This window comes from Natrinema sp. HArc-T2 (genome assembly GCF_041821085.1).
Classification (GTDB): Archaea; Halobacteriota; Halobacteria; order Halobacteriales; family Natrialbaceae; genus Natrinema.
This window is the reverse complement of sequence record NZ_JBGUAZ010000004.1, coordinates 297,919-323,394: the sequence shown is the minus strand read 5'-3', so window position 1 is coordinate 323,394 and position 25,476 is coordinate 297,919. Positions and strand designations below refer to the sequence as shown.

At 61.7% G+C, this 25,476-nt stretch carries 26 protein-coding genes; 13 read left to right on the top strand and 13 right to left on the bottom strand.

The features are described from left to right. Window positions 1-181 precede the first annotated feature (181 nt). Complete coding sequence (locus tag ACERI1_RS12380) at window positions 182-2,113, top strand: MASE3 domain-containing protein (RefSeq protein WP_373618486.1); 1,932 nt, start codon at window positions 182-184, stop codon at window positions 2,111-2,113. A gap of 11 nt (window positions 2,114-2,124) precedes the next feature. Here ACERI1_RS12380 and ACERI1_RS12375 read toward each other — a convergent pair whose 3' ends face one another. Beyond that, on the bottom strand, window positions 2,125-3,162 hold the full coding sequence (locus ACERI1_RS12375; protein ID WP_373618485.1) for an LEA type 2 family protein: 1,038 nt from the start codon (window positions 3,160-3,162) through the stop codon (window positions 2,125-2,127). A gap of 259 nt (window positions 3,163-3,421) precedes the next feature. Between ACERI1_RS12375 and ACERI1_RS12370 the strand changes: the two genes are divergently transcribed. From ACERI1_RS12370 to ACERI1_RS12350, 5 genes are all read left to right on the top strand, one after another. After that, complete coding sequence (locus tag ACERI1_RS12370) at window positions 3,422-4,087, top strand: AIM24 family protein (RefSeq protein WP_373618484.1); 666 nt, start codon at window positions 3,422-3,424, stop codon at window positions 4,085-4,087. Between the two features lie 57 nt (window positions 4,088-4,144). Next, window positions 4,145-5,503 carry a sodium:calcium antiporter gene (locus ACERI1_RS12365; RefSeq protein ID WP_373618483.1) on the top strand — a complete coding sequence of 453 codons (1,359 nt, stop codon included), beginning with the start codon at window positions 4,145-4,147 and terminating at the stop codon, window positions 5,501-5,503. A 48-nt stretch (window positions 5,504-5,551) separates the two neighbouring features. Further along, window positions 5,552-6,289: a hypothetical protein gene (locus ACERI1_RS12360; protein ID WP_373618556.1), complete on the top strand. Its 738-nt coding sequence runs from the start codon at window positions 5,552-5,554 to the stop codon at window positions 6,287-6,289. Window positions 6,290-6,386: 97 nt separating this feature from the next. Next, window positions 6,387-6,827 carry a DUF2391 family protein gene (locus ACERI1_RS12355; protein ID WP_373618482.1) on the top strand — a complete coding sequence of 147 codons (441 nt, stop codon included), beginning with the start codon at window positions 6,387-6,389 and terminating at the stop codon, window positions 6,825-6,827. 259 nt (window positions 6,828-7,086) lie between these two features. Then, window positions 7,087-8,346, top strand: a complete 1,260-nt coding sequence (locus ACERI1_RS12350) for an MgtC/SapB family protein (protein ID WP_373618481.1) — start codon at window positions 7,087-7,089, stop codon at window positions 8,344-8,346. Between the two features lie 16 nt (window positions 8,347-8,362). On the opposite strand, the gene ACERI1_RS12345 is transcribed toward ACERI1_RS12350, so the two are convergent. The 4 genes from ACERI1_RS12345 to ACERI1_RS12330 form a co-directional block, all read right to left on the bottom strand. Next, on the bottom strand, window positions 8,363-8,821 hold the full coding sequence (locus ACERI1_RS12345) for a pyridoxamine 5'-phosphate oxidase family protein (RefSeq protein WP_373618480.1): 459 nt from the start codon (window positions 8,819-8,821) through the stop codon (window positions 8,363-8,365). A gap of 119 nt (window positions 8,822-8,940) precedes the next feature. After that, window positions 8,941-9,756 (bottom strand): GNAT family N-acetyltransferase, encoded by an 816-nt coding sequence (locus ACERI1_RS12340; protein ID WP_373618478.1) that lies wholly within the window; start codon window positions 9,754-9,756, stop codon window positions 8,941-8,943. A 113-nt stretch (window positions 9,757-9,869) separates the two neighbouring features. Beyond that, window positions 9,870-11,528 carry an acyl-CoA synthetase gene (locus tag ACERI1_RS12335; RefSeq protein WP_373618477.1) on the bottom strand — a complete coding sequence of 553 codons (1,659 nt, stop codon included), beginning with the start codon at window positions 11,526-11,528 and terminating at the stop codon, window positions 9,870-9,872. A 99-nt stretch (window positions 11,529-11,627) separates the two neighbouring features. Beyond that, the gene (locus tag ACERI1_RS12330; protein WP_373618476.1) at window positions 11,628-11,876 is read right to left on the bottom strand and encodes a hypothetical protein; all 249 of its coding nucleotides are present in this window, start codon (window positions 11,874-11,876) and stop codon (window positions 11,628-11,630) included. Window positions 11,877-12,009: 133 nt separating this feature from the next. Between ACERI1_RS12330 and ACERI1_RS12325 the strand changes: the two genes are divergently transcribed. After that, window positions 12,010-12,567, top strand: coding sequence for a Rieske (2Fe-2S) protein (locus tag ACERI1_RS12325; RefSeq protein WP_373618475.1), 558 nt, complete (start codon window positions 12,010-12,012; stop codon window positions 12,565-12,567). A 51-nt stretch (window positions 12,568-12,618) separates the two neighbouring features. Here the strand turns inward: ACERI1_RS12325 and ACERI1_RS12320 are convergent, their stop codons facing one another. The 3 genes from ACERI1_RS12320 to ACERI1_RS12310 all read right to left on the bottom strand — a co-directional run bounded on the left by ACERI1_RS12320 (window position 12,619) and on the right by ACERI1_RS12310 (window position 14,666). Beyond that, window positions 12,619-13,500 (bottom strand): TIGR01548 family HAD-type hydrolase, encoded by an 882-nt coding sequence (locus ACERI1_RS12320; RefSeq protein WP_373618474.1) that lies wholly within the window; start codon window positions 13,498-13,500, stop codon window positions 12,619-12,621. 74 nt (window positions 13,501-13,574) lie between these two features. Continuing rightward, window positions 13,575-14,210: a DUF3267 domain-containing protein gene (locus ACERI1_RS12315; protein ID WP_373618473.1), complete on the bottom strand. Its 636-nt coding sequence runs from the start codon at window positions 14,208-14,210 to the stop codon at window positions 13,575-13,577. Between the two features lie 30 nt (window positions 14,211-14,240). Continuing rightward, window positions 14,241-14,666, bottom strand: coding sequence for a UPF0146 family protein (locus tag ACERI1_RS12310; protein ID WP_373618472.1), 426 nt, complete (start codon window positions 14,664-14,666; stop codon window positions 14,241-14,243). 39 nt (window positions 14,667-14,705) lie between these two features. Between ACERI1_RS12310 and ACERI1_RS12305 the strand changes: the two genes are divergently transcribed. Beyond that, complete coding sequence (locus ACERI1_RS12305; protein WP_373618471.1) at window positions 14,706-15,227, top strand: archaemetzincin family Zn-dependent metalloprotease; 522 nt, start codon at window positions 14,706-14,708, stop codon at window positions 15,225-15,227. A 91-nt stretch (window positions 15,228-15,318) separates the two neighbouring features. Here the strand turns inward: ACERI1_RS12305 and ACERI1_RS12300 are convergent, their stop codons facing one another. From ACERI1_RS12300 to ACERI1_RS12280, 5 genes are all read right to left on the bottom strand, one after another. Beyond that, window positions 15,319-16,491 (bottom strand): PHB depolymerase family esterase, encoded by a 1,173-nt coding sequence (locus tag ACERI1_RS12300; protein WP_373618470.1) that lies wholly within the window; start codon window positions 16,489-16,491, stop codon window positions 15,319-15,321. 85 nt (window positions 16,492-16,576) lie between these two features. Next, a complete protein-coding gene (locus tag ACERI1_RS12295; RefSeq protein WP_373618469.1) occupies window positions 16,577-18,391 on the bottom strand; it encodes a ribosome biogenesis/translation initiation ATPase RLI in 1,815 nt (604 codons plus the stop codon). Window position 18,392: 1 nt separating this feature from the next. Beyond that, window positions 18,393-18,707, bottom strand: coding sequence for a hypothetical protein (locus ACERI1_RS12290; RefSeq protein ID WP_373618468.1), 315 nt, complete (start codon window positions 18,705-18,707; stop codon window positions 18,393-18,395). A 102-nt stretch (window positions 18,708-18,809) separates the two neighbouring features. Continuing rightward, window positions 18,810-19,688: a hypothetical protein gene (locus ACERI1_RS12285; RefSeq protein WP_373618467.1), complete on the bottom strand. Its 879-nt coding sequence runs from the start codon at window positions 19,686-19,688 to the stop codon at window positions 18,810-18,812. Next, window positions 19,685-20,257, bottom strand: coding sequence for a hypothetical protein (locus ACERI1_RS12280; RefSeq protein ID WP_373618466.1), 573 nt, complete (start codon window positions 20,255-20,257; stop codon window positions 19,685-19,687). Before ACERI1_RS12280 ends, ACERI1_RS12285 begins: the two co-directional genes overlap by 4 nt. Window positions 20,258-20,518: 261 nt before the next feature. Here ACERI1_RS12280 and ACERI1_RS12275 point away from each other — a divergent pair, with 261 nt between their 5' ends. From ACERI1_RS12275 to ACERI1_RS12255, 5 genes are all read left to right on the top strand, one after another. Then, window positions 20,519-21,052 carry a hypothetical protein gene (locus ACERI1_RS12275; protein ID WP_373618465.1) on the top strand — a complete coding sequence of 178 codons (534 nt, stop codon included), beginning with the start codon at window positions 20,519-20,521 and terminating at the stop codon, window positions 21,050-21,052. A gap of 173 nt (window positions 21,053-21,225) precedes the next feature. Then, complete coding sequence (locus tag ACERI1_RS12270) at window positions 21,226-22,287, top strand: CARDB domain-containing protein (RefSeq protein WP_373618464.1); 1,062 nt, start codon at window positions 21,226-21,228, stop codon at window positions 22,285-22,287. Window positions 22,288-22,404: 117 nt separating this feature from the next. Next, window positions 22,405-23,586: a signal peptidase I gene (locus ACERI1_RS12265; RefSeq protein ID WP_373618463.1), complete on the top strand. Its 1,182-nt coding sequence runs from the start codon at window positions 22,405-22,407 to the stop codon at window positions 23,584-23,586. Window positions 23,587-23,737: 151 nt separating this feature from the next. Beyond that, entirely contained in the window at window positions 23,738-24,922 is a 1,185-nt protein-coding gene (locus ACERI1_RS12260) for a DUF5305 domain-containing protein (protein WP_373618462.1), read from the top strand. A gap of 221 nt (window positions 24,923-25,143) precedes the next feature. Then, complete coding sequence (locus ACERI1_RS12255) at window positions 25,144-25,437, top strand: MarR family transcriptional regulator (protein WP_373618460.1); 294 nt, start codon at window positions 25,144-25,146, stop codon at window positions 25,435-25,437. Window positions 25,438-25,476: the final 39 nt, after the last annotated feature.

Genomic DNA, 25,476 nt, shown 5'->3' with positions numbered 1-25,476 from the left:
TTCGGAATAGCTGTGTGCTACGCTGAAACGAATCGGACACCGATCGCAGCGCGGTCAGCGGATCGGGTGGCGTAACCGACAGTGACGACGACCGATGTGTCATCGATCGCCACCCGCGTCCAACCCGTGATACGATCTTCTTAATATTCTTATAGACTCGTGAGAACGAGAGACAGTACGTGTGACGTTCAGCAATTGGGCGTTCAAGTGGCGATCGTACGCACCCGCCATCGTCGTAGTCTGTGGTGGGTTCGTTTCGCTGCTGTTCGTCCAAGTGAACAACTTTCTGCTCTTTCACAGCCTCGTCGAGTTCGTCAGCGTGCTCATTGCCGCTGCAGTCTTCATCATCACCTGGAACACACGGGCGGATCTGGAAAGCCGGTTTCTGGCGATCCTCGGTGTCAGTTACCTGTTCGTGGGCGGTCTCGATTTGTTCCACACGCTTGCATACAAGGGGATGGGCGTCTTTCCGGGTGCTGGTGTCGATCTCCCGACGCAGCTTTGGGTCTTGAGCCGCGCTCTCGAGGCCCTCTCGCTTCTCGGTGCGGGTGCCGTTGGCCTCTCTCTCGACGCGCGAGAGGACGCTACCGTTGGGTGGACCGGACGAACCCTGCTCGCGCTCGTGTCTGGCTACGCCGTCGTCGTCGGGCTCGGTCTCGGCTCGATCGCAGTCGGGTGGTTCCCACAGACGTACGTTCCGGGAAGCGGCTTGACGCAGTTCAAGATCGGCAGCGAATACCTGATCATCGCCCTCTTTGCAGCTAGCCTCGGCCTCATCTATCGACATCGAACGGCGTTCGATACGCGCGTCTTCCAGCTCGTCGCCGCCTCGATACTGCTGACGATGGGGTCGGAACTCGCCTTTACGTTCTACGTCGATGTCTACGGCCTGTCGAACGCCGTCGGTCACGTCCTCAAGCTCGGTTCGTTTTATCTGGTCTACGTCTCAGTCGTGAAAACCGGCATCAAAGAGCCACAGACCACACTCTATCGCACGCTCGCACGGCGCGAGGCCGAAGCCCGCAAATTCAAAAAAGCGGCTGACTACTCGGGTCATGCTGTTTTGATCACGGATCGAGCGGGCACCATTCAGTACGTCAACGACGCGTGGGTCACGATGACTGGCTATTCGGCAACCGAAGCCCGTGGACGGACACCACGGATACTCAACTCCGGTGTGCACGACGAGGCGTTTTACGACGAACTCTGGTCGACCATCCTCGCAGGCACCGTCTGGGAGGGCGAACTCGTCAACGAGCGTCGAAACGGCGATCAGTTCGTCGTCCACCAAACGATTGCGCCGATCTTCGATGCGGACGGCACGATTCAGAACTTCGTCGCGATCCACGACGACATCACCGAACAGAAGGCCTACCAACGACAGCTCGAGACCGACCTCCACCAGAGCGTCACGCAACTGCAGGTGCTCGCTCGCGTTCTCCGTCACAACATCCGCAACGAACTGAACGTGGTCACGGGGACCGCCGAGATGATCCGAACGGAGGCGTCCGACGACGACGATGACCTCGCGGCGATGGCCGCCCAGATCATCGCGGCAAGCGATCAGCTACTCGCCCAGGCCGACAAGCAACGTGAGATCGTCCAGTTCCTCCTGGAGCCGTCGACGGAGCAGTCACTCGACCTGCCAGCGGTCGTCGACGATGTCGTCCGTCACCTCGAGCGGCGCTATCCCCAGGCTGCGATCACCGTCGACGTCCCGGCCAGCCTCGAGCTACGGACGGTGCCGGAACTCGAGCAGGCGATCACGGAACTCGTCGAGAACGGGATCGTTCATGCGACACAGGACACACCCGCGGTGACGATCAGCGTCCACTCTCGAGATCAGCTGGTCGAAATCCGGGTCGAAGACGACGGACCGGGGATTCCAGCCGCGGAACGACAGGTGATCGCGGGAGAGGCAGAGATCGATGCGCTCTTACACAGCAACGGGATGGGGCTGTGGCTCGTCGACCACATTGTCACGGACGCTGGCGGCACGATTCGATTCGAGGACGCAGCGCCTCGGGGGAGTATCGTCACGCTGCTCATCCCACAAAAACAGGCGCTGAGCGACGAGAGCGGACCATCAGAGCCGACTGCCACTGCTCGGTGACGCCGCTGTCGTCAGTTCTGCACTCGAACGCGTCTCCCGTGGCTCGAGTGGCCCGCTGTCGCGTCTTCCGTGCGCTGCGATCGGCGCTGACGTGACAGCTGTTCCCGTGCCCGTTCGGTCTGGTCGCCAGCGGACTCGTTCATGCGCTCGGGTTCCGCTCCGAGCAGGTCCGTTTCGAACGGTCGCTGGTACGAGAGAAACTCGAGGGGGACCGTTCGCTCGACGTCGCCGTACGCCAGCGTCGCGTTGAATTGAACTGTCAGGGTCGACCGTTCGTCGTTTCGGAGGTGTGTGACCCACCACTCGTCGAGTTTGGAGTTGTTGATTGCTGCAGTGGCCTCGAGCGTTCGGGTGCTGTCGGGTTGCAAGACGGTCTGTTGGCCGGCGCTGCCCTGCCCGACGACGATGCCATTCAGCCGGACCGTGTATCGAAGTTCCGTGATCGGCACCGGAAGCGGCGTCGGGTTGGTTACCGTCGCCGACGCGTCGATCGGCGTTCGGGTGACGGTCGCGTTGCCCCACCGTGCGTTCGTCTCGGTGACGACCAGCACCGTTTGGTTGGCCACCTGTAACCGCTGACTCTCGTTCGTTTCGAGTGGCTCGAGCAGGTCCGTGTGAACGGTTCGGGTCCGAGTCCACTCTTCTGCCGGGAGGCGAATACCGGCGTAGTCGACGACGACGTCGGGATCGATTCGAACTGTCGTCGTCTCGTTTCTGTTGACGTGGCCGGCCCACCACGTCGGGATTTCGCCGTTGTCGAACCACGTGGTGACGGTGACAGTACGCTCGTCGCCGCCGAGAGAGACGTTGGTTGTCTCTCCCGTTGCGACTTCGATGTCGTTCATCGAAACCGTATACGAGACGTCCGCCACGGCATCGCCAGCGCGGGGCAACAGCGGATTGGCGACGGTGAGTTGCGTCTCGATTTCCGTTCGGTCCGTCGTGACGGTCCCCCAGTCGTTGTCGACCGATTCGACCTGCGGGCGGCCTCCCGTGAGAACGCCGTAGGCTGCCGTTGTGACGAGCAGGGCAGCTACGAGGAGCACCACTGCGCCCGTTCTGCGACGAACCATCCACTACAATACCGATCCGACCGTAGTTCCAGCATCGCGTTACACATTCAAGCCGTTGAAATCGGATTCCCCGTCGATCGATGCCGACGAGACGGGCCGAGTTCGTCGCCTGATTTACTTGGTGTCCGTCCCTCTCATGGTCGGTCGTCGTTCACGCTAATCTGAAATTAGAATGTGAGTAACTGTTTTTACGGATCCCGCTCAACGGTCGATAGAGCCACCCGGCTCGACTATCATGAACGTCGACGAATTTGTCACTGCAAACGAACCGAAAGCTGGCGGCGAGACGTTTCAACTCGAGAACTCGACGCTGCTCGATATCGACCTCGACGGAACCGTCATGGCAAAAGCCGGATCGATGATCGCCTACGACGGGGACGTCTCGTTCACGGGAAAATCGTCTGCCGAAGGCGGCATTACGGGCTTCCTCAAGGAGAAAGCGACGGGAGAGGGAACGCCGGTGATGGAGGCGACCGGCACCGGCCACCTCTATCTGGCAGATCAGGAAAAGAAGATTCAACTCCTCGAGCTGGATGCCGGCCAGTCGATTTCGGTCAACGGCAACGACGTCCTCGCGTTCGAGTCGAGCGTGAACTACGAAATCCGGACGATCAAGAGCATCGCGGGCTTTTCGGCCGGCGGTATGACGAACGTCTTCCTCGAGGGACCCGGCAGCGTCGCGATCACGACCCACGGCGAGCCGCTGGTCTTGCGCCCGCCGGTTCGCACTGACCCCAGTGCGACCGTCGCCTGGAGCGAGACGACGCCCGGCAGCCACGTCGACAGCGCGCTCTCGAATATGATCGGCCAGTCCTCTGATGAGACCTACCAGCTCGAGTTTACGGGATCGGAGGGATTCGTGGTCGTCCAGCCCTTCGAGGAACGCGGGCCACAGCAGTAGCAGGCACGACGGCCACTGCCACGGACGACTTATCAATACGCGGTTTAAGACGATTCTATGAGACGACAAGCGCTCGGCGCGATTTCGGCTGCGCTCGCACTGACGCTCCCCTGGGTCGCCGTCTGGGGTGCGACGGATCTCCTGCCCCAGTTCGCGCCGGCAGCGCTTCGAACCCTGCCAACGCTCGGAACGGTGATCGTCTCCGGCCTCGCCGTCCTCGGAGCGTCGTTTCTGCTCGCGTGGGCGGCCGAAACCGCCGAGAAGGACGTCCCGCGAGCGTTCGCGATCGCGGTGCTGGCCGTCCTCGCGGTCGCCCCCGAGTACGCCGTCGACGCCCTGTATGCGTGGAACGCGGGCCAGTTCGCGGGCACCGAACGCGGGATCGAAGCCGGCAATCTGGCCGTCGCCAACATGACCGGCGCGAACCGCATCCTCATCGGGATCGGCTGGGCCGGCATCGCCCTCTTTACGATCTTTCGCCGGGGTGCGTCGACCGATCCCGCCGTCGAACGACGGCCCGGCTTTCTGGCCGACGTCGTCTCCCTCGACCGCGACATCGGCCTCGAGATCGTGTTCTTACTCGCCGCGACGCTCTGGGCGTTTTTCGTCCCGTTTAACGGCGGAATCGACATCTTCGACATGCTGTTTCTGGTCGGCCTGTACGTCTGCTACATCGCGGTGATCCTCCGCGGCGAGGCCGAACCCGAGACCCAACACGTCGGCGTGCCGGCGTACCTACAGCGGTTTTCGCGGCCTCGCCGCACCGCCACCGTCTTTTTGCTGTTTGCCTACTCGGGCGCGATGATCTTCACCGCCGTCGAACCCTTCGCGCACGGCCTCGAGGAACTCGGGCAGAGCGTCGGCATCCCCTCCTTTTTCATGATCCAGTGGATCGCGCCGCTGGCTTCGGAGTCGCCGGAACTCATCGTCGTCGTCTATCTGGTGAACAAGGCGCGGTCGACGGCGGGTTTCAACGCACTCATCTCGTCGAAGCTCAACCAGTGGACGCTGCTCATCGGCACCCTCGTCGTCGTCCACTCGCTCGCGCTTGGCCGCTACGGCGTCCTCGCGTTCGACTTCAAGCAGTCCGCGGAGATCTGGCTGACCGCCGCCCAGTCGTTTTTCGCGATCGGGCTGTTGCTTCGGTTCGAAATCTCCGTCCGGGAAGCGCTCGTCTTGCTCGGGTTGTTCTTCTCTCAGGTCGTCCTCGAGTTTCTCATCATCCGCGAACTCGTCTCACTCCCGGTCTCGAGTACCGACCTGTTGCTCGCGTACAGCGTCCTTTATGTCGTGCTCGGGACGGCGCTGTTCGTCAGCCGCCGGCGATCGTTCGGTCGGCTCGTCCGGCGGACAGCGGGGACGGTCAGCGATGCAATACCGACCGGCGAGGAGCGTCCGCACGGCGTCGACGACTGATGTGCCGGCCACAGATCGACAACCGTGGGGATGGAACACCCACCATCGATGCTCTCGATCGGTGCGCCGCGCTCTGACATCGCGGTCGTCGTCGCTGCTGCAGTCGTCTTGACGCTGCCCCATCTCTTCGCCGGTCGACTCGGCGTCAGCGGTCGGGTCCCTCGGAGCCGGTGGCTGTCGATCGCCGGCGGCGTTTCGGTCGCGTACGTCTTCGTCCATCTCCTGCCGGACGTCGGGGACGCTGCAGCGACACTCGCGGAATACGGGGATCCGACCGCCTTCGCCGAACACCACGGTTATCTGATCGCGCTGTTCGGCTTCGCTACCTTCTACGGCCTCGAGCAACTCGCCCGCCGGTCGAACGCCGACCCGGATGGAACCGGGCAAGCCGGCGACGGCATCTTCTGGATTCACGTCAGTTCCTTCGCCGCCTACAATGCGATCGTCGGCTACCTGCTGTGGGACCGCGAACTCGGGAGTCTGCTCCTGTTTTCGGTGGCGATGGCGCTACACTTCCTCGTCACCGACGACGGCCTCCGCGCACATCACGGTCGGACGTACCACCGTCGTGGCCGGTGGCTGCTCGCGGCGGCGGTGATCGCCGGCGCCGGCGCTGGCTACACCCTCGAGAACGTCGAGCTCCTCGTGGCAGTATTCGTCCCGTTTCTCTCCGGCGGGATCATTCTTAATGTGATCAAAGAGGAGTTGCCGCCCGATCGCGAGAGTCGGTTCTGGGCGTTCGCCGTCGGCGCGGCGGGCTACGCCGCGCTGTTGCTGTTCGTCTGATGTCGCAGCCAGTCCGATCGTGCTCGTCACTGACGGCCTCGAGCGACCAGTGATGCTCGAGCGAGAGCGTTTTGTCGGTCCGGAATAATCACCTGCTATGAGACTCCGGCCGCGCCGCCCCCAGCAGTTCCGGCTTGCGGACTCGGCCCAGCAGATGGTCGGTGGGTTCCTGCTTGCAGGTCCGTTCGTGGTCACTGAAGAAGTCTGGACGCTTGCGAGGAACATGCACATCCTGCAGGCGTTCGTGATCGTGACCATCGTCTTCGCGATCGGCTACGCGGCGCTGTACAAGGCGGACGCGACCCGCGACGCCGACGACGAACAGGAGGTCGCCGGAATTCCAATCCGCTTTATTTCACTGATGATCGTCACGTTCGGCTCGGTCACCGTCCTTGCGTTGCTATTCGGGGCGCCCGAGACCTTCCTCGAGACTAAGGAAACCAGTCAACTCGTGGAGACGACGTTCAAGGCTGTCAGCGTCGGCTCGGTTTTCAGCGTCGTCGGCGCGGCGACGGCAGATACCATCTTTGCGAAGTAGCGCCGACTCAGGTTGTGAACCCAACTCACTCGTCGGGGCGCTTTCGCGTTTCTTATTCACATCGTTCAGTCGGCCCATAATACGCATTTGGCGGACTGCCGTGGGGTCGGACACCCGCGTCGACCAGGCATCCATCGATCACGGACGTATCGAAATCGATGCCACGGACAGATGAGATATGAACACGATCACAGTCACTGGTGTTCTCACACCGAAGAGTCCCGAAGCTTGACGGAACTCACCCACGAAGCACAGCGACATGGTCGATCCCGTCGCTGCCCCGCTTCAACTGCTCGTGTTTCGGGTGGCGATCGCGTTCGGGATCGGCGCGCTCATCGGGCTCGAGCGCGAACAAAGTGAGTCGGGCGGCACGTTCGCTGGAAGTCGCACGTTTCCGCTGTTCGCGCTCTATGGTGCGCTCGTCCAGGCGTTCTTTCCGACGCTGCTCCCGATCGCAGTCGGGACGCTCGTGATTCCGCTAACGGTGGCGTATCTCGGGAAGATCTGGATCGAAGGCGATATCGGGCTGACGACGGTGATGGCCGCGTTACTGACCGTCGTCCTGGGAGCACTGACGACCCATTCGGAACGCGGCGCGGTGCTGGCCGTCGTCGTCGGCGGTGTGGTCACGGTCTTGCTCTCTGCGAAGGGGACCATTCACGACTTCGTCGACCGGATCGACGAGGCCGAACGCCGCGCGTCGATCAAGTTCATCCTCGTCGTGTTGGTCGTCTTTCCGCTCCTCCCCGATCGGGAACTCGATGTCGCGTTCGGACTCAATCCACAGTTCATCTGGCTTATGGTCGTGTTCGTCACCGGGCTGAGCTTCGTCGCCTACGTTCTGAGTCGGACGATCGGAACGGAACGGGGGATCGCACTGACGGGTGTCCTGGGTGGGTTCGTCTCTTCGACCGCGACGACGGTGTCGATGGCCGAACGGACGAAAGCGGAACACTCCCTCTATCAGATCTGTGCGTTCTCGACGATCGTCGCGTCAATCGTCATGTTTCCGCGGGCACTCATTGAAGTCGCCGTCGTCAACCGGGACCTGCTACCATACGTCGCTGTTCCGCTGGCCGTGATGACGGTCCTCGGCGCGGGCATCGCCGCCGTCGTCTACTGGCGAGCGACCACGAAACTGGACGAGGAGGCCGAAACCGAACTCACGAACCCGTTTCAGTTGCGCCCGGCGCTGTTTTTCGGTGCCGTCTTCGCAGTGGTTCTGTTGGTCTCCGAGTCCGCACACTCCCTGCTCGGTGAATCGGGAATCTACGCGACCGCGTTCGTCTCCGGACTCGCCGATGTCGACGCGATCACGCTTACGTTGAGCAGGCTCGCAGCCGACGGGACGGTCTCGAACCACGTCGCTGCAACGGGGATCGTCATCGGCGCAATCGCGAACACCATCGTGAAAGCTGGCCTCGCATGGGTGATCGGGACGTACGAACTCGGTCGCGTCGTGACTGCTGGCCTCGGTGCCGTGTCGGCAGCCGGACTCCTCGTCGTCTTACTCGCATAGGCGACCACACGAGCGGCTACGTCGACGTGGTCCGACCGGTGATCGTGTCGATTTCCAGTTCGAAAATGCGGATCTCGATCTCGTCGATGTTCTCGTCGAAGACGCGGATGGGGGCGAACTGTCGGTTGATTTCCGCCGTGTCGAACCGGTCGTGGTCCGATTTCGGTACCTCGGACAGTTGGCCGGTGATCATCACGCTCCAGGAGTCGATTTCGTGTGGGTCCTCGGTGGGTTCCGTTCCGTAGCACACGTAACACGCCGTCTCGGTAGCCTCGATGAATTTCTGTTTTCGGCTCCCGTCGGTGACGCCGAGCCGGAAGTAGAGTCCGTCACCGTCGTAGTAGTGTGCCAGCGGGATGGCGTAACTCTCGTCGCCTTTCGAAAGCGAGAGGACGCCCGTCTCGGCCGTTTGCAGCCGCTCTTCGATCGTCGACTCGTCGATGCCGAACGTGTACGCGTAGTCGATGTGTTTCATCAGCGGGAAAAGTCAGTGAAGACGGCTACGCGACCGCGAAGTATAGGTGTTCGCTCCGCCATGTCGGTTCCTCGAGGTGGCCGTGTCGCTCTCGTAGGACCGGGGGCTCCTCTCGACAGCTAGAGGTACGAGTCGTCGTACGATTCCGTGGACCGCTCCGCGTGGGAGTTCCCACAGTCGCTACACTCGAGGCGATCCATGTTGTCCATCGAAATACCGAGCGAGCCACAGTTCGCACAGTAGAAGCCGTACTGTTCGGTATAGCCGTCGTCCTCGTAGGTTGTGAAAAACGGCGCTGCGGTCCCTGACTCCTTCTCGTCGCGGTTGATAAACACTGTCGTTCCGTCGTCGGTCGTCGTCAGCTGGCCGTCGACGCGCTCTGTTTCGGGGAACTCCTCGTCCGCTGCGTCTTCTGCCGTCGAATCAGGGAGGTTCGCGTCGACGTCCGGATTCGTGTAGACGTAGTTGACGACTGACTCGTCGGCGATCTCGACACGCCGGTCGCCGTCGTGCTCGAGGTCGAACCGTTCGACGAAGTCGTGGCCCTCCGTGTTGGCCTCGAGAACAGAGACACAGACGTGGTCGGCCCCACGGTCACGGAGGGTCTCGGTCGCTGTCTCGTACAGCTCCGTTCCGATGCCTTTCCCTCGGTGTTCGGGATCGACGAACAGCCACCTGACCTCGCCCCAGCCGTCCTCGAGCCGTCCTTCGACGAATCCGGTGATGGTCGTTTCCTCGATTTCCGCGCCGGTTTCGGCCACCTGTAGCAGAATCTGCTCGTCTTCGCGTTTGTCAGCGATCGCCTCGTCCGCGAACTGGTCGCCGACCAGCCCGTCGATCTGTCCCGGACTGAGCCTGAACGAGGTCGTCATCGAACTGTCGACGACCTCACGAATCCGTTCGGCCTCCGCGGACTCCGGGTTCCGAATTTCCATACCGGACACTCGGGATCGATCCCGATAAGCGGGCTGCCGGCGCGAACAAGCGACGCACCGGATTCGATCAGCTCGAGCCTTCCTCGTGGCCGGCTCTGGTCCGGGATGTCCGGCTACTCGTCGATTCCCTCGCGCTCGCGCAGGGAGCGCCGTCGGATCTTCCCCGTCGTCGTGGTCGGCAGCGTTTCGACGAACGCGATGTGCTGGGGATACTCGTATTCGGCCAATCGGTCGCGGACGAGGGCACGGATCTCTTCGCGAAGGCCGTCGGGATCGTACTCGTCGTGTGCGGGCTTGACGAACGCTTTGATCGCCTCACCACGCGTGTCGTCGGGAACACCGACGACGCCAGCCTGCTCGATGGCTTCGTGTGTAAGTATGGCGTCCTCGACTTCCATCGGTCCGACGCGGTAGCCACTGGTGAGGATCACGTCATCGGCCCGCGAGACGAACCAGAGGTAGCCATCCTCGTCGCGCTCGACGAGGTCATCGGTCAGGAACCACCCCTCCTCGGTCTGTTTGTTCGCCGTCTTCTCGGGCAGCCCGTGATACTCATCGAAGAAGACACGGCGATCGCCCGGTTTGATCGCCAGTTCGCCGGTCTCGCCACGCTCTTTGCGCTCGTGGGTCTCGGGATCGAGCACCGCAACCTCGTAGCCGGGGAAGGGCTTGCCCATGCTGCCCGGTCGCGTGTCGAACCAGGTCTCGGAGTTGCCAACGACGAGGTTGAGTTCCGTCTGGCCGTAGAACTCGTTGATCGCGACGTCCTCGAACGTCGCGTCGACCCACTCGACGACCTCCGAGGTGAGCGGCTCGCCGGCCGAGGCGAAGGTCTCGAGCGAGAGATCAAAGCGAGCTTCGGGGTCGTCGACGCCCATCAGCATCCGAAGCGCGGTCGGCGGCATGAACGCCTTCGTTACGTCGTGGCGCTCGAGCAGGTCGTAGACCTCGTGGGGATCGAACCCGTCGCGAGGCCAGCCGACGGTCGTACAGCCGTGGTGCCACGCCGCAAAGAGGGTGCCACCGAGGGCTGCACCCCAGGCCCAGTCCGCCGGAGTCCACAGCGTGGCCTCGCCCTCCGCGAGCCCCTGATCGAAGTAGTTGTACGCCGCGGCGGCTCGTCCGAGCCAGAGCGCGTGACTGTGGCGGACCCCTTTCGGTGGCCCCGTCGAGCCGCTGGTATACATGATCGCCGTCGGCGTCTCGGGCGTCGCGTCGTAGACGTCGATCCCCGGCTCGTAGGCGGCGACGAGCTCGTCGAAGGCGTGTGCCTCGCCCGCGACCGCATCGGCGTCGCCGAGTTCGATGACATGCTCGAGTGCCGGACAGTCGTCGCGGATCTCGTCGATCGTTTCGCGGACGCTCGGGTCGACGACGACCGCTGTGGCCTCGCTGTCTTCGAGCCGGTACTGCAAGGCGTCGCGCCCGAAGAGGACAGTCAGCGGCACCGACACCGCACCGAGTTTCCAGTTCGCGAGGTGGGTCAGCGGGTTCTGTGGCTTCTGCGGGACGACGACGCCCACGCGGTCGCCAGCCGTAACGCCGAGGTCAGCCAGCGCGGCGGCGAAGCGATCCGATTGCTCGTCGAGGTCGTCGAAGGAGTAGGTCTCGAGGCCACTACTGGGATGTTCGTATCGCAGCGCCGTTCGACTCGTGTCCTCGTGTTTCCGAAGGAAATCGACGGCGGGATTGTACTCGTCGGGAAGTTCCCACGAAAATTCCTCGCGGGCCGTCTCGTACTCGTTGAACGTCGGCATTACCGTCCAGGTCATGCGGTGGCGTACCGGTGCCAGCACATAGCCTTTTTCGACATGCGCGAACCTCGAAGTGGACCGGGGGATCGCAGACAGAAGCGAGCGCGATGTCCCGATTTACTCGTCGTCCTCGTCCGTTTCTTCCTCCTCGTCTTTACTTTCTTCTTCGTCCTCCTCTTCGTCGGCCTCCTCGAATTCTTCGTCCGCTTCACCTTCGACTTCGACCGTCGCTTCGACTTCGATCGTCAGCCCGCTGGCCTCGAGCTCGGCCTCGAACTCGCGTTCGTCTCCGACCTCGATCTCGAGTTCGTTGGAATCCACTTCGACTTCGACCTCGACGTCGACGGTGACTTCAGCGTCGTCCATACCGTCCCTTCGCTCGGCTACGGGAAAGGAGTACCGCGCAGCTTCGAAAGTCGAACCAGTCTGCTTGCACAACTCCTGTCGATCAGCGCCCGGAGGCGGAACGTATTTTTAGGCTGGCCAAAAATGGGTGGGTATGACTGATTCCGTCCGGGTAACGCTAGAGGGAAGCGACGAATCGACGTCGGTTCGGGTCTACGGCGACGAGGGCGACGTCTCTACCGACGACGCGACGTTTCGATTCAGTATCGACGGTGGCGGCGACGGGACGGCAGACGACGGTGCCAGCGCCCCATCTGTGGACGAACGAACCGAGTGCGACAACCCCCGTTACGTCGCCCCGCTCGCGGACGTTCCCTCGGACGGGACGCTCAGGTGTGAGGCCAGATCAGGCAATCGGGGAACGGAGCTGATCCTCCGACGCGTGGGTGACGATGTGTCCGCATGGCGAAACTCGTGTCCACACAAACCCGAGGTTCGACTCGATCCGGGTTCCGGCGCGATCGTCCACGACGAGCAGCTGGTGTGTCACAAACACGGCGCGCGGTTCGAGTGCGGTGATGGCATCTGTACGGCAGGCCCGTGTCGCGGTGACGCGCTCGATGCTATCGCCGTCACCGTTCGGGACGGGAGCGTCTACCTGACGGACGAGCGGTTCGAGTCGTGCCACCGATTCGACGAGCCATCCGCGTGATGCCGTCGGAGCAACTCCGCACTCGGACGTGCGTGACTGCTCGCATCGGGCCTACGACTCGAGCCAGCCGGGAACCGCGTTGACCGATTCGAGCACTGCTGTTGCCCCTTCGCGCTCGTATTTCCGGCGTCCCTCTTCGCCGGTCAGCCCGCCAGTCAGGACGCCGATCCCGTGATACTCGCGGGCGGAATCGGTCTCGCTCGCGTTGACCGCCGTCCGAACGTCGTCTAACGTGTCACCGACAAACGCGACGCTGGCCGCGTCGAACCGCTCCGCGAGGATCGTCAACGCTTTCGGGTGTGGTTTCCCCTCCTCCCAGTCGTCCATCGTGAAGCGACGGTCGACCGGGATCGCATCGTCGAGCCCGACTCGCTCTAAGGCGATCTCGGCTTCGGCTTCCGGTCGTCCAGTGAGCACGCCCACGTCGTATCCCTCGAGCAGCCGATCTCGGGCGTCGGCCTCGAGCAACACCGGTTCGTCGTGGATGAACCCCGGCGTCTCCCGGTCGAGATCGGGTTCGCCGTCCTCGAGCCCGCGATAGAGTTCGTCGCCGAGATACAACTGCTGAAAGACATCGCGGAGCCGCTCGTGGTCCCAGCGGTCGGTCACGCGCTGGGTTGCCTGGGCACCGATCGCCTCGCGGACGACGGTTTCGGCTGCCTCGAGGCCGCCGCCCGCAGCGGCGATCTCGTCGGTGAACGTCTCGAGTGACTCGCTGTACCCTTCCTCGGCTGCCAGCACGTAGAGTGCAGCGGCGTAGGTCAGCTCCCAGTCGTTGTTGAATCCGCCTGCATCCTTGAACTCCTGAATGTCGTCTTTCCGGATCGTCCGATCGTAGACCGCGTCGACGGACTCGACGATCGCGCGCCGGTAGGAGTCGGCGACGTCGACGAGCACCCCGTCGATATCGAGGACGACGGCATCTGCGTGCATACCCGTTCGGACGGGCCGCCGAGGATAAAAACCACCCTTTCGGACTTTGTGGCTGGTCACCCGAGACGTCCCGATCAGATCGACACTGGCACCGTGCCGACGACCAAAAACGCCAGGACCCCCAGCCCGAGCGCGTAGAGCACGTCCGCCCACAGCCACGAGAGTAGATTCGCGACGTAGATCACGACGACGACCGGAATCCCGAGCAACACCGTCGGCGACTGGCGCCACTCGAGTCGCGAGCGACGCCAGAGCGTGTTCGCGTCCCCGGTGCTCGGAAACGCGTGCATCCCGATCGAGAGCCCCAGCCAGCCGAGACCGACAGCGAAAGCGATCGTTCCGCTCGAGGCACCTCGCAGATCGCCGGTCGTCGAGACGAGCGCCGCGAGGCCGAGAAAGATGGCGAACGCGACGACCGTGTTGACCAGAAACGGGGCAACGCTGACGACGAACGCCTCCCGATACCGTTTGGGCTGGGCGTGGCGGACGTACCCCGCCGGATCGCCGAACCGGAAGTACACGACCTCGAGAACGGGTACGCCGACCAGTTCACAGGCCTGCTTGTGGGCGAACTCGTGGACGACGACGCCAGGGATCGTAAACAGTCGGACCAGAAGCCAGAGAAGCGTACTGATACCGACGACAAGCGCTGTCAGCGCGACGATCGCACCGACGGCTGCAACGGCATACGCGACGGTCTCGGCGTTCACGAATTCGTGAACGTGTCGCGACCGGATAATTCATTCGCGCCAGTCAGTTCCGGTCGCTCCTGGCGCTCGAGCAACGTACAGCGTCCCGGATTCGATCGTCTTCCGTTCGACTGGAACCGCGGGCTGGTCACCGCCCAGGGTCGTAAACAGGAAGTCGGCGTCGGCGTTTCGGGCGACCGCGAGCGCCGGACGGTGCAGTTCCGGCGGCAGGTTCCGTGCGTAGATCGCGTCCGCGTTCGCGTAGACCGACGAGTCGGGATCGACGATATCGTCACGGACGAACGTCACACTCGCTGGCACGTCACGGTCGTAGATGTCCGTTGCGGTGACTGTCACCCCGCGCTCGGCGAGGGCTCGGGCGAGCTCTGTCCGGCGACCGATCCCGACTTCGACGACTCGCTCGTACGCAGCGAGGAACTCGATTATTGCGTCGGGATTCCGGCGAGAGTCGGCCATGGCGGGACGTTTATGCCACCCGCGGTCATAGCCCTTGCTATGCTCGTCGATATCGTACCGGTCGGGAACGTCTCCGCTGAGGTCAAGCGGGCGGCCTCCGCGGCGTTGCGATCGGTCTACGACTGCGACGTGTCGATCAACGATTCGCAGTCGGTTCCCAACGGTGCGTACGACTCCGACCGGAACCAATACTCTGCCGAGACGTTCATCCAACTTGCCGAACGAGTCGGCCGCGGCACGAAAAATATCGCGATCACGCCCCACGACCTCTTCTATCGGCGTCGTAACTACGTCTTCGGGCTCGCCTATCTCGACGGCAGCGGCAGCGTCGTCTCTACCTACCGGCTCCAGACCTCGAGCGACGGCGGCTTCTCGAATCAAAGCGCCGCCGACATCTTCGAAGACCGGGTCCGCAAGGAAATCGTCCACGAGATCGGCCACACCTACGGCCTCGAGCACTGCGATAACAACCGCTGTGTGATGAACTTCTCGCCGACGGTCCGCGAGGTCGACATCAAAGAAGAGAACCTCTGTGGGAGCTGTCAGCGACTGATTAGCTAAGTCCGTTTCTACACGCTTTGGCGTCGACCGTCGATCGACGAGAGTGGGGCGCTTCGTTGCTACCTGTTGTAGACGTCTCTCGAGTCGCCACTTATCCTTCGATCAGTCGTGAGAACGCCGCTCGCACCTGCGCTGGCACCCGAGCGAGCCGGCTACGCGAGACCGGACCGACGACCGGCAGCGTCCACCGGGCGTCGGCTGCGGTCTCGAGCGTCGACCGCTCGTACTCGCTGACGAACTCCCACAGGAGGCGACTCGCGTCCGGTCCGTCGGGTGCGGTGAACTGCTCGTCGGGACTGCCGCCGGCCCACGCGTGGCCCATGCCATCGACGAGCCACTCCTCGACGACGAGTGTCCCTGTCCCGTCGTGATACTGGCGTCTGGCATACTCGTACGGACCGCTTGTGCCTGTCTCCACCCGGTCGGGCTCGATCTCGAGCGTCTGTTCGTTGCCGTCGACCCCGAGGTGGCTCGCTCGGAGTGTCCCCTCGGTGAGTTGCCGGGCGTTCGTCACGTCAACGACGTCGTCGTCGGTCCCGTGGAAAACGATCGTCGGGATCGCACGCGAGCGCTCTTCCATCGCCTCGTACGCTTCGATCCCCGCCTCGAGCCCGCCCTGGCCGTCGCCACGATACATCTGTGACAGTGCTGCAACCGTACTCCCGACGGCGTCGTACGCAGGCCCGCTGTGAACGCCCGCTGCAGCGAACAGGTCGGCGTATTCGACGAGCGCTCGAGCCGCCATCGACCCGCCGGCCGAGAGGCCGGCGACGTAAACTCGATCCGCATCGACGGCGAACTCAGCTGTCACGCTGCGCGTGAGGTCGGCGAGCCAGGCGAGTTCGCCGTTCCCGCGTGTGGCGTCCGCGTCGTCGTACCAGTTCCAACACCGGAGTGGGTTTCCGAAAATCGACTGCTTCGGGTAGGCGACCAGAAACGTCTCGTCCGCGGCAACCTCGTTCATCCCGGTTGCGGCGGCGAACGCTGTCGGCGTTTGCCGGCACCCATGAAGCAATACGAGCAACGGCACTGGTTCGTCGGGGTCGTAGTCGGGTGGTACGTACAGCCGATACGATCGGTCGTCGTGTTTCCTGTGCAGGAATGTACCGTCGTCAGCACCAGTCTTCGAAATCGCACTCCTCCCACCGGATCGGACGGCACGTTTGACTCCGGACGAAGACGACTGCAACACCTCCCTCGCACGGAGCAACGTTCGGCGGCCAACGGACTCGTCGGTCGTGTCCGTTTCATCAGTGGAGGGCATACTGTCTCCATGACTGTCCGTTCGAGTATAAGCGCTCTGCTCGGCAACCTACTCACCCTCGAAGAGTCGGAACAGACCTGCGAACCTACGGCGCGTAGTAGTACTCGCCTTCGCTTTTCTGCTGGCGATCCAGCTGGGACTCGGGCTTGTTGATCCGCGGGCGCGAGGTGCGCTCGTCCCGACGGAACGTGACCTCGAGGTTCGCGAGGAACTCGTTCATGCCGTCGCGCATCGGCTGGGGTTGGCCGGCGCGACCGTGGACGGCGGGTTCGCCGTCGAAGACCATCAGCCGGTCGGCGAGCAGGTCCATCATGTAGATGTCGTGGTCGATGACTAGCACGGTGGCGTCCTGCTGTTCGGCGTATCGTCGGATCGCGCTGGTCGCCTGCACGCGCTGTTCGACGTCCAGATGCGCCGAGGGTTCGTCGAGCAGGTAGAGGTCCGCCGAGTCGGAGAGACAGGCCGCGATGGCGACCCGCTGGCGCTCACCGCCGGAGAGATCCGAGAGGTTCTGCTCCATGATCCGCTCGAGTTGCAGCGGCTGGGCGATCTCGGTGTTCCAGTACGACGAGCCGAACTGGTCGGTAATCGAGGACAGGAAGGCGTCGACCCGCATGTGCTGGTCGATAGTGACGTACTGGGGCTTGTAGGAAATATCGAGGTCGAGATCGGCATCGCCCTCGTCGGGTTCGAGATTGCCTGTCAACAGCTTCGCGAACGTCGACTTCCCGATCCCGTTGGGACCGACGATACCGAGCACTTCGTTTTCGCGGATCGTCCCGCCCTCGACCTCGAGAGTGAACTCGCCGTCGCCGTAGCTCTTGGTGAGGTCGGGGTACTCCACGAGCGCGTCGGCGGCGGTCGCCGTTCGCGGTGCGTGTTCCTCGAACTCGATGGGGTTCGGCCGGATCCGCATGTTCTCGTTGTCGAGATACCCCGAGAGGTACTCGTTGATCCCGTTGCGGACGGATTTCGGCGAGGTGATGACACCGTAGGCCCCGGGCTCACCGTAGGCGACGTGGAGCGTATCGGCGAGCAGATCCAGGATCGCGAGGTCGTGTTCGATGACGAGCATCGATTTGTCCTCCTCCTCGGCGAGTTCGCGGATCAGCCGCGCCGCCGTCACGCGCTGGCCGATGTCCAGATAGGGCGTGATCTCGTCTAAGAAGTAGAAGTCCGTATCACGAGCGAGTGTGGCCGCGATGGCGACTCGCTGGAGTTCGCCACCCGAGAGGTCGTCGATCGACTGGTCCATGACCGGGCCGATCGAGAGCCGCTCGACGAGCGAGTCGAGTGCACCGCGTTCGTTGGTCCGCTCGAGCAGTTCGCGGGTGTTGCCATCGAAGCTATTGGGAATCTGGTCGACGTACTGGGGCTTTCGCGCGATTGTGACGTCGCCGTCGCGGACATCCGCGATGTAATCCTGGAGCTCGGTCCCGCGGTAGGCCTCGAGCACCTCGTCCCACCCCGGCTCTTCTTCGTGGCGGCCAAGGTTTGGCTCGAGTTCGCCGGCCAGAATGCGGACGGCGGTCGTCTTCCCGATTCCGTTGGGGCCCAGAATGCCGGTCACCTGCCCGTCCTGTGGTGCGGGCAGCCCGTATAGCGAGAAAGCGTTCTCGCCGTAGCGGTGGGCCGGATCGTCCTGGAGCTCCTTCGGGAGGTTGATGATCTCGATCGCATCGAACGGACATTTCTCGACGCAGATCCCGCAGGTTTCGCCCAGACAGATCTCTTCGGAGATGTGGATCTGCTCGGGTTGGCCCTCGTCAGTTTCCTCGCCGCGGAGGGTGATACACTCCTTGCCGGTGCGATTCGGCGGACAGTAGTTCTTGCACTCGTAGCTACACCGGTCGGGCTGACACCGGTCTAGGTCTACGACGGCGATGCTGTCGTCTGCCATCTTAGGACGCCTCCGCAGTCAGCAGGATGCCCCACGTGACAAACCACAGCGCGAAGGTCATGAACGCGACGAACAGGTAGTGTTTCGTCCCGAACTCGTCTTCCTCGTAGATCCCTGCAGCGTTGATGAGAACGTACTGGACGAAGATCGCGCCGAGGACGAACGCGAGCGCCTGCGTGTTCTGGGCGGCTGCCTCGGAGACCCCAACCCAGGCCGCAGAGGCCAGCGCCGCGGCGACACCCAGCAGCGCGGACAACGCCGTCACGCCCACCGAGCGGATGTGTTCGCGCCGGTCGCTGATCGATTCGGTCGACATGGAGCAAAATCCGGGAGCAGGGCTAAAAAGGCGTTCGCATTGGATGACGGCTCACTATCAACCGAAATGGAGACTATTTTTGAGTCGCCGTTAGTAGCACGATTATGAGAGAGTAGTTTGTATCGTCTGTATTTTACTATTACTGCTATACAGACTAAATTCGACCGTTTTTCCGCTCATCTCGACGGTACTGGTGCCATCTCTAAATTCGCTAATCGTTATTTGTACCGTCTCTCCGCTGGCAATGTCCTCTCCCCCTTTGACTTTGTACTCCGTTCCATCGATAAGGATCTTGTTTTTGTTTTTCTTGTTCCTGTTTACGTTACTGTTGCCAATAATGATCTCTGGATTATTTCCGTTGTTGACTGTGTCAGCGCTCGAGCTAGTGCTATCGATGCTGATACCCTTCACGGTCTCTGCGGCACCGTTGTTCTTGATGTCTATCACAGCGGTATTATTATTGTCTCCTGTCGACGCTGCACTCGTTACCTCAAAGAGGGCACTGCTTTTGCCTTTACAGTCTACCTCAATCTGGCTACTCGTCGTTCTTTCAAGATCAATCGTAGGATTGTCGCTCGCGTTCAGATGAATGGTCACGTTCCCAGTATCTTTTAGATCCGAAGTTCCACATGAGACTCCCACAGCGAAATCATGGGTGGTATCCGTGGTATCAACCTGTGCAACAAGACCTGTCGAACTCCCAGAAAATTCGATGACCTCCGCGTCGATAGCTGCAGCATCAAAGGTGCCAGTGTTGTCATCGAGATAGTAGACTGTTCCCTCCCCACCATTCTTTGAAATTACATCTGCGCTTTGGTTCGGTGAATTGTCGAAGATGCCGAGATATGCCGACGTATCATCTGCAACGTTAACATCCGCATCTCGGTCGGCAGCAAACGAACTGAAGCCAAATACTGGCCCACCCAGCAACACCGCTCCTACTACAATGAACACAAGCGCCAGATTCTTGATCACCTTCATGGTGGTCGCTCCATTTCACCGAGTCGCATCCGCCGGTTCTGTACCACGTGCACGATAGCCGAAACGGCAAATAGACCAAATACTAATGTCGCCCAGCCGAGTTCCGGAATTATATCGGTCGGTACGATTTCGAGCCACAACCCAGCCATCACAACCGAGCCGATCACCGTTAGCCCCAGATAATAGACGCCCCACGGGATCGAATCGCCGGGTACGACGTCGAGATAGACCTCGAGTTCGGCAGCCTCGTCGGTGAGTTCGATCGTGCGGTCGTCGAACTCGATTACATTGGCGCGCTCGAGTGTCGGCAGATGGCTCTGCTGAAGTGAGGTGTAGACGCGCTTTCGCTCGGTGGAGGTAATTTCCTCGACCTCTTTGTTGAGTTCCCAGGCAGCGACGTGTTCGGCGAGGTCGCTGAGCGTGACGGGGTCGTCCTCGCGCTTGCAGTAGTGAATGGCGTAGCGACGGCGCTGATTGCTCAGTAGGTCGAAAATCTCGCCTTGTCGCGACTCTTCGCCCTGACCTGCAGTCTTCGATGTAGCCGCTTTGCTTTCACTGGTCGTCGCCATCCCCCTTTCGCATGAATATTCGAACTGTTGATAGATAAGACTTGCTGCCGAGTACTGTTGTCTGGGAAGTTCTTGGGTCAATGCGTACTGTTCGAGATGGTCGTGACAATGTTCAGGAAAACCTTGAACGTCAGTATAGCCAATCTTTCAGCTATTCTGGATACTCAATACAAAGTGGATACCGTCCCTACGACGGAATAGAGATGGCCCGGTAATCGATACCTACGATTCCGGTGCCAAATACCAACTGACAAAATAACAATGAACAGAAAAAAAGTGCTGATGACGCTCGGTATGGTGGTTATGATGGGTGGTGTGGTGATCGCGTCGGGCGCGTTTACTCAGGTGACCGCGGACCGTGACGCCGAATTCGTGGTCAATGGCGATAGTAATGGCTATCTCAATCTGACTGGAGATGGTGAGTATGTTGTTAAGGATGATCAGGGAGCAGCCGGAGAGGACATTATCACGTTTGGATTTAACAGTCTGAATGATAACGCCACCACTACTGTGAATGGTGCGCTTACCATCGAAAACAACGCAAATGATGGAAACAAGGAAGTTTACATCAAAAACGAAGATCCAGTCAACAGATCGGTGATCGACTTCCAGTATAGTTCGGAATCGGACGGTATCTCTGGTACTGATGGAAATTCCATTGTCGGGTCCGGTAATTCGGTTACAGTCGGTAACCAGTCTGCCACACTTGTGGTTGACATCAAGATCGATACGAATCAAGGTGACCCGAGCAGCATCGAGAATGTTACCATCGTTGCTGCAGAATCAACTTCATAAGGAATAGCCAATAGCGGCACACATTTCTGGGGTATGCCTTTTGATTGTTGTTGGCTGTTAGTTAATAAAATATATCGATAGCGTCAACGACTATGTCCCCCAATAGAAATAGAGTATTATTACTCGCCGTCGCCCTTCTCCTCACTACCGTTCTTGCAGTATCGACTGCTGCTATGACCCTCAAGGACGATACCTCCGGCGGGATTATACTCGAGTCTTCCTCACCGAACGGCGACTACGCCGCGATCGAGGACGGCCAACTCGAGCTAAACCTCGAGAAACTCAACGACCGCGCGATCACACGCGCGGACGATGTCTTCACGATCACGGTCACCAACGAGACCGTCGAACGAGTCTGGATCGAGCACAACGTCAGCGGGCTCACGTTCTACGAAGGGGACGATCCAACCAACACGATCACCAGTTCGAATCCACTCGACCCCGCCGCCGGCGACACCGAACACATCGGCGTTGCCGTCGATACCAACGTCGCACAGGGAGGAACGGAGACGTTCACGCTCACTGTACAATACGACGACGAGGAAGACCACGACCCATCGCCGGAGATCGAACGTTCGGACCTGAACGTCTCGTCGACGACGCTCGAGACTGGAGACACGATCACGGCGACCGCGACCTATCGCAACTTCGGTGACGCGTCGGGCGAGACCACAGCACAGCTCACCGTCGACGGAACCGTCGTCGATCAGCGCACGATCGACCTCGAGCCGGGGGAAGAACGAACGGTCACGTTCGAACGCACGATGTACTGGCCCGGCACGTACGAGGTGGGAATCACGGGAGCAGGCAGCCAGTCGGTGACCGTCGGGGGGCCGCCGATCGACGTCGTCAACGCTAGTGTCGATAGCACAACGGTCACCACAGGCGACGCGACCACCGTTCGGGCGACAGTCACGAATCCGACCGACAGGGGGGTCGATCGGACGCTCGAGGTAGCGGTCGACGGCATCGTCGTCGACAGCCGGGCCGTCTCGATTCCGGCGAACAGCGAGCGGACGGTGACATTCGAGCGGGAGTTCGCGACACCGGGGACCTACGAAATCGCAGTCAGCGGCGTCCCCGCGGGCGAGGTATCGGTCGCGGAGCCAGCGGTGGGTACACTGCAGAACCGCGAACTCGCGGCGGTGACGACGGCAGCGCTTGCACCGCCGGCGACGGCGGGGCTGTTGTTCTTGGCGGTGTCGGCGAACCGCCGGTGGGCGATCGTTCGCTAATCGCGGCTCGGAGTCGCATCTCACTGAACTCTCGCACCTCTCGCGGACTTTATACTGCCACAGAACGTTCGTACAGTCGAACAGTCAGCTATCCATGACCGTCCTCGCAACTCGTCGATGACTGCTGGTACACTCCTCAAGCGAGGGCTCGGGTACGCCCTCGCGTTGGTCGTCGTCTTGCTACTCGTCGGACAACTGCTCGGCCAGCCGATCCTGCTCGGCTACGTCGCCACCGGGAGCATGGAGCCCACGATGGACGCTGGCGACGGGTTCGTCGCAATCCCAACTGCTGTCACCGGCGACGTCGAGGACGGTGATGTCGTCGTCTTCCAGGCCAGAGAGCTCCATAGCGGCGGGCTGACGACCCACCGCGTGGTTGGCGAGACCGAAGGTGGATACGTTACGAAAGGCGATGCGAACCCGTTTACCGACCAGGACGGCGGCGAGCCGCCGGTCAGCGACGGCCAGATCGTCGCCGAAGCGTTGCAGATAAACGGCGAAGTGGTAACGATTCCGTTCCTCGGAACGGCGATCATGGGAATCCAGGGGCTCGTGCAAGGGGCCGTCGAAACTGGTGCCTCGATCCTTGGGTTGACGACGACCGGCTCGAGCAACGGCACCGGTGCCATGCTCGTCGCCATCGGCGTCGCCATGCTCGGCTTTGGGACGCTGCTCGAGCGACTCGGGCCCGCGCGACGCGAGACGACCAGACGCCGCTCGCGCGAGAACGTGATCGCGTTCTGGACCACGCTCGGGCTGGTGTTGCTCGTGTTCGTTACGTTCGCGACTGCGGCGATGGTCGTCCCGTCGGGGACCTACGAGTACGGACTCGTCAGCACCGAGTCACCGACCGACGATCCGCAGATCGTCGCGCCGGGGGTGACGACCGAACTCACGCGGTCGGTCGACAACGCCGGCTACCTGCCGGTGGTCGTCGTCCACGAGGCCGAAAGCAACGGGGTCAGGGCCGATCCGGGGTGGCAGACGATCGGCATCCGCGGGAGCGGTGAGACGACGGTTCGACTGTCTGCACCCGCTGAAACTGGAGAGTACACGCGCCACCTCGGCGAGTACCGGTATCTCGCCGTCCTGCCACCGTCGCTGCTGGTCTGGCTCCACGGTGTGCATCCGTTCGTTGCGATCGGAGCGGTCAACGGCGTTATCGTCGGGCTCACCGTCGTCCTTATTCTCCTGCTGTTCGGTAGCGGCGACCTTCGCGTTCGATCCGGGGCCGATCACGTCCCGCTCTCGACACGGCTCGAGCGACGGCTTCGCGCGTGGCTTCGCAACCGAGAGTAGCTCGAGCCACTATTCTTATGATGGTCGATTACTTCGGTTGACGTATGTATTGTCCCGATGACCGACCAGTTCGAAACCGAACCGGTCGGCCAGCGGGCGGGTTCGACCGACGAGCCCGGACCGGGGGAGACAGGGACGGGAGGGACGACGGATGATCGACAGTCCACGACTCGAGTTGGTGCTTGCCAGATCCGGGCGGGAGATCGCGATCGTGCTGGCTGTCGTCGGTGTTCTCTCGATCGCTGCGACCGGCTGGGCCGTCGCGAACCCGGTCACGACGACGACACCGCAGTTCGATGAGGAACGCGTCACGGCTGACGTCGGGACGAGTGCCGTCGTTACCCAAAACAGCACGCTCTGGACGGAAGGCGACCGGCTCACCGATAGTTCGGTCTATCTGCTCAACGAGTCACCGGAGCTAACGGTCCAGCCCGAGACGAGGGTGCAAAACGCGACCGGGGGGACGCCTATCGAGGACGGTGACGTTACCCACGAGCTGTTACTTCGGTTCGAAGCGACCCGCAACGGCGAGTCGTTCTGGAACGAGACACGGCCCGTGTTGCGCGAGTCGCCGTCGGTCGACAACGGCGTCGCGACGTCGAACGCGACGATCGATATCGAATCCCTCCGCCAGCGACAGCGACAACTCGAGCGCGAGGTCGCTGGCGTCGGCTCGGTCGAGTTGACGATGGAGGTTCGCACTGAGTACGATACCGGTCACCATCAGGGGACGATAACGACGACAGCACCGGTGACGATCACGGAGGAGGCCTACTGGCTCGACGGGTCACTGTCGGATTCGGCAACTCACAGCCATCAAAGCGGACTTACTCGGACGACCGAGGCCCGGAGTCCGGTACTGATCGGTGGGCTGTCAGTGCTCGGGACGCTCGCACTCGCCGGTGCAGTGTTCGTCACCCGCCGGTCGCCCGCAGACATCGACGCCGCCCGCCGGGCGGTCCACGAACAGCGTTACGCCGAGTGGATCTCACGGGGGTCGATCCCGATGTGGATCGGCGATTATCACGTCGCGCTCGATACGCTCGAGGACGTCGTCGACGTCGCGATCGATACGAACGAGCGGGTCGTCCACGACGAGCAACGGGACCTGTTTGCGGTCCTCAGCGACGGTGTCATCTACTACTACACCGACCGGGGACTCTGGGAGGAGACTGCCTGGCCCGAGATGGACCTCACAAGTCAGTCGACTGTCGTGGACACTGATGGGGAGTTACCGTCTGGTGATGTCTCTGAACTCGAGGGGATCGACGAGTTCGCAGCTGCCGACGATCCGGACGGCTTCGAGGACGACGAGGAGATCTGGAACCAGCTGTAGGCCAGTGCGGTTCTCGCGAAGGTCCGCAACGATGTTGACGGACGTATTCGGGAACCGCTGACGACCCGAGCACGAACGAGGGCGGTCTATCCGTTGATCGGTTTCCATCCTGTTCGACACCCCGCGAGGTGCTTCACGGAACGAAAAATACAGCGCTTTATCACGATCTTATTTTTGGTAAGGCTCAACTTTTATACTGCTGGGGACGTTCGATTCGTAGTATGGCAGAGACCGACGGGGAGGAGATCGAAGATTTGCCACCAAGCGCGAAACTCGTCTTCAAGGTTCTCGAGTATGACGGACCCTTGACACAGAAACAGATCGTCGAGGAATCGATGCTCTCAGCCCGGACGGTGCGATACGCCCTCGAGCGTCTCGAAGGGATCGGAATCGTCGACGAGGACATCTACTTTGCGGACGCTCGGCAGAGTCTCTATCGACTCGAGGAACCCGTCGCGGCTGACGGGAACGGTGTCGACGAGTCCCCGAAAAAGGACGCCTGCTGTGCGGAATAACGTCCAGAACGCCAAGATTAATTCCCAGCGGTGAGCCTC